The 4,914-nt window shown below is 70.3% G+C and carries 1 protein-coding gene; it reads right to left on the bottom strand.

The window, feature by feature from the left end; all coding sequences use genetic code 11:
• The coding region (locus H0U68_RS03225; protein WP_296352725.1) for a non-ribosomal peptide synthetase at positions 1 to 4,914 on the bottom strand (4,914 nt) is incomplete at both ends.

Raw genomic sequence — 4,914 nt, 5'->3', positions numbered from 1 at the left:
GGCGCCGTTCGCCATGCACCAGCGCGACGGCGCCGAGCGTGCGAAGCGCCTGTGCCTCGAACAGCTCGTGCATGCACGACTCGCCGGGGAAGGTCGCCTGCGTCGCGTTCCACTGCACCAGCAGCTGATCCCGCTCCACATCCGACAGCAGCGGCAGTTCCGCAACCGGACGTTCGGCATCCGCCACCATGGCTTCGAGCAGATTCACCAGGTATCCGGCGTAGCGCTCGATGGTGGCGTGCTTGAACAGCGCGCTCGCGTACTCGAACCCGCCGGCAATGCGGCCCTCTGCCTCGCCCATGTGCAGCGTGATGTCGAACTTCGCCAGCGTGACCGGTGCGGCCAGCGGCTGCAGTGCCAGGCCGGGCAGTTCGATCGCGCCTGGAGCGTCGGCCTGCCACGAGAACATGGCCTGGAACAGCGGCGTGTGGGCCATGCTGCGCTCGGGCTTGAGCAGTTCCACAACCTGCTCGAAGGGCAGGTCCTGGTGCTGCTGCGCGTTCAACGATTCCGCCTTGACGCGCGCCAGCAGTTCCACGGTGCTGGGGCTGCCATCCAGGTCGATACGCAACGCCAGCGTGTTTACGAAGAAGCCGATCAGCCCTTCGACCTCCGCACGCGTGCGGTTGGCCACCGGCGTGCCGATGACGACGTCGTCCTGGCCCGAGAGGCGCGAGAGCAGTGCCGCCCATGCGGCCAGCAGCGTCATGTACAGCGTGGTTCCCTGGCGCTGGCCGAGCGCCTTCAGGGCTGCGACCAGCGGCGCCTGCAGCGTGAAGCCCACCACGGCCCCGCGCTGGTCCTGCTGCGCGGGACGTGGATGGTCGGTCGGCAGTTCCAGCAGGGCGGGCGCGCCGGCCAAGCGGTCCCGCCAGTAGTCGCCCTGGCGCTGCAGCACCTCGCCTTCGAGCCATTCGCGCTGCCAGGTGGCGTAGTCGGCGTACTGGATCGGCAGGGGCGGCAGCGGGTCGTCCCGGCCTTCGGCGAAAGCACCATAGAGCGCGCCCAGCTCACGCGTTAGCACACCCAGGGACCAGCCGTCCGAGACGATGTGGTGCATGGTGATGAGCAGGACGTGCTCGGCGTCGCCCAGCACCAGCAGGCAGCCGCGGATCAGCGGGCCGGTGGACAGATCGAAGGCGGTGCCGGCTTCCCGCACGGCAAAGGCCTGGACGTCGGCTTGTGCATCGCCTGCACCGCGCAGGTCGTGCACCTGCAGCGTGAAGCCGACGTCCGCCGGCGCGATGCGCTGGACCGGCATGCCGTTCTCCAGCGCAAACGACGTGCGCAGCGATTCGTGGCGCGCGACGATGCGGTCCAGCGCACGCTGCAGGCCAGCGCGGTCCAGGCGGCCCGACAGTTGCAGGCCGATGGGCATGTGGTACGCGCGGCTGTCGGCGTCCAGCTGCGCCAGGAACCACAGGCGCTGCTGGGCGAATGAGAGCGCCAGGGATCGATCGCGCGGCGCGGGCTGGATCGCAGGCAATGCGCTGCGCTGCACGGCCCCCAGCGCGGCAGCCTGCGCGTCCAGCTGCGGATGCTCGAACAGCTCGCCGAGCGGCAGCTCCACGCCCAGGTCGGAGCGCAGGCGCGACAGCAGCCGCATCGCCAGCAGCGAATGGCCGCCGAGGGCGAAGAAGTCGTCGTGGCGGCCCACGCGGGGCAACTGCAGCAAGTCGCACCACAGCGCCGCCAGCGCGGTTTCCATTTCGCCTTCGGGCGGCTCGTAGGCGCGTTGCGCGTAAGAGAGCGCATCCGGCGCCGGCAAGGCGCGGCGGTCCAGCTTGCCGTTGGGCGTGAGCGGCATCGCATCCAGCTGCACGAAGGCGGCCGGCACCATGTACTCTGGCAGCACGGCGGAGAGCTGCGCGCGCAGGTCGCCCGCATCCAGGTCCATCTGCGCGCCCACGTTCGCATCCGTGTCGGCGATCACGTAGGCCACCAGGCGCTTGTCGCCGGGAGAATCCTCCCGCGCCAGCACGGTGGCCTGGTGCACGCCGGGGATCTGCGCGAGGCGCGCCTCGATCTCCCCGAGCTCGACGCGAAAGCCGCGGATCTTCACCTGGAAGTCGTTGCGCGCCACGAAGTCGAGGTTGCCGTCGGGCAGGTAGCGCGCCAGGTCGCCCGTCTTGTACATGCGGCCGCCGGCGAAGGGGTCCTGCAGGAAGCGCTCGGCGGTCAACTCCGGCCGGTTGAGGTAGCCGCGCGCCACGCCGTCGCCGCCGATGTACACCTCGCCCGTCACGCCGATGGGCACCGGCTGGCCGTGCGCGTCCAGCAGGTAGATGCGGGTGTTGGCGATCGGCCGTCCGATGTGCAGCACGAATTCGCTGCCGCGCCACATGGACATGCCGGTGGAGTAGGTGGTGGTCTCCGTGGGCCCGTACAGGTTGCACACGCGTTGGACCTGCGTCTTGGCGAAGAGCTGCTCCACCACGGTTCGCTTGAGCAGCTCGCCGGCCATGTTGACCGTGTGCACGGTCGCGGGCACGCCGCCCTCGTCCAGCAGCGCCGCCATGGTGGAGGCGACGGTGTTCACCAGGCTGGCGGGGATGCCGGGCGTGTGCACCAGCGCCAAGGCATCGGCCACGATCTCCACACAGGCACCGCTGGCCAGGGGCACCCAGCATTCGTAGACGTGCAGGTCGAAGCTGAGCGAGGTGGACAGCGGCGTGTGGCGCAGTTCGTCCGGCGCGTAGCTGGCGCAGGCCCAGGCGATGAAGTTCACCGCGTTGCGGTGTTCGAGCATCACGCCCTTGGGGCGCCCGGTGGAACCCGAGGTGTAGATGATGTAGGCCAGGTGGTCGGGGCGCAGGCCGATGGACGCGGCGGGGATGGGGCTGGCGGGCAGCCCGGCCCACAAGGCGGCATCGGCCGTGAGGTCGAACACAGGAAATTCGACGGAGCCGGCCAGGGAGTCACGCAGGCCGGCGGGAACGGGCCCGTCGGTGAGCAGCACGCGCGGCGCGCTGTCTTGCAGCATGTACGCCAAGCGCTCCGCCGGATAGGCCGGGTCCAGCGGCACATAGGCGCCGCCTGCCTTCAGCACGGCCAGCACGGCCACCACCATCCGCTCGGAGCGCTGCACGCAGACGGCCACGTGCGCATCCGGGCCCACGCCCAGCGTGCGCAGGTGGTGCGCCAGGCGGTTGGCCTGCGCGTCGAGCTCGGCGTAGCGCATACGGTGTTCGCCGTGCACCAGCGCGATGGCGTCGGGCGTGCGCAGCGCCTGCGCCTCGACCAGCTCGTGCATGCACAGCGCACTCGGGTATTCCACCTGCGTCGCGTTCCACTGCACCAGCAGCTGGTCGCGCTCGTGGGAATCCAGGATTTCCAGCAGGGCCAGTGGCCGGTGTTCATCCGCCACCATCGCTTCGAGCAGGCGGCAAAAGCGCGCGAGATGGCGCTCGATGGTGGCCCGGTCGAACAGCGCGGTGGCGTATTCCAGCGAGCCGCCGATGCGGCCGTTCATTTCCCCCATGCCCAACTGCAGGTCGAATTTGGACACCGTGTTCGGGGTGACCAGCGGCTGCAGCTGCAGCCCCGGCAGCGCCAGTTCGTCCGGGCTGGTGGTCTGCCACGAGAACATCACCTGGAACACGGGCGTGTGGGCCTGGCTGCGCGCGGGCTTGACCAGCTCCACCACCTGCTCGAACGGCAGGTCCTGGTGCTGCTGCGCGTTGAGCAGTTCGGCGCGCACGCGCCGCAGCATGTCCACCGTGCTGGGCTTCCCGCTGAGGTCCAGCCGCAGCGCCAGCGTGTTCACGAAGAAGCCGATCAGCCCTTCGACCTCCACCCGCGTGCGGTTGGCCACCGGCGCGCCGATCACCACGTCGTCCTGCGCCGCCAGGCGCCCGAGCAGCGCGCCCCAGGCCGTGAGAAGCGTGGTGTACAGCGTGGTGCCGTGCCGCTGGCCCAGGGCCTTCAGGGCGGTGGCGAGCGAGGGGTCGAGCTCAAAACCCAGCCGCGCTCCCGCGTGGTCCTGGTGCGGCGGGCGGGGGCGGTCGGTGGGCAGCTCCAGCAGCGACGGCGCGTCGCCCAGGCGCTGCTTCCAGTAGTCGCCCTGGCGCTGCAGAACCTCGCCGCCCAGCCATTGGCGCTGCCAGATGGCGTAGTCGGCGTACTGGATCGCGAGCGCCGGCAGAGGGTCGCCGCGGCCTTCGGTGAAGGCACCGTACAGCGCGGCCACTTCCCGCATCAGCACGTCCAGCGACCAGCCGTCGGACACGATGTGGTGCATCGTGACGAGCAACAGGTGTTCGTCCTCGCTCAGCAGGATCAGCCGGCAGCGGATCAGCGGGCCGTGCTGCAGGTCGAATGGCGCGCGGGCTTCGCCTGCCGCCAGGGCATCGATCCGCGCGGCGGCATCGGCGGCGCCGCGCAGGTCGTGTTCATCGAAATGAATGCCGGCGCCGGGCGGCGCGATGCGCTGGACCGGCAAGCCATCGACCAGCGCGAAGCTGGTGCGCAGCGCTTCGTGGCGCGCGACGATGCGGTCCAATGCTTGCCGCAAGGCCGCGCGGTCCAGCCGGCCTGTGAGGCGCAGCCCCAGGGGGATGTGGTACGCCGGGCTGTCGGCATCCAGCTGCGTCAGGAACCATAGGCGCTGCTGGGCGAATGACAGGGGGAGCATCTCGCCGCGTGCGGCAGGCTCGATGGGCGGCAGCACGCTGCGCGCCGCGCCGGGCACCGCGCAGGCCAGGGCCTGCAGCTGCGGATGCTCGAACAGCGCGCCGAGCGGCAGCTCGATCCCGAGTTCATGGCGCAGGCGCGAGACCAGCCGGACTGCCAGCAGCGAATGTCCGCCGAGCGAGAAGAAATCGTCATGGCGGCCGACGCGTGGCAGCTGCAGCAGCTCGCACCACAGGGCGGCGAGAGCAGTTTCCATCTCGCCCTCGGGCGGCTCGTAGGCAC

Source organism: Ramlibacter sp. (genome assembly GCF_013697775.1).
Taxonomy (GTDB): domain Bacteria; phylum Pseudomonadota; class Gammaproteobacteria; order Burkholderiales; family Burkholderiaceae_C; genus Ramlibacter.
Note: the sequence above shows the minus strand (reverse complement) of the source record. Positions and strands in the feature narration are given on the sequence as shown.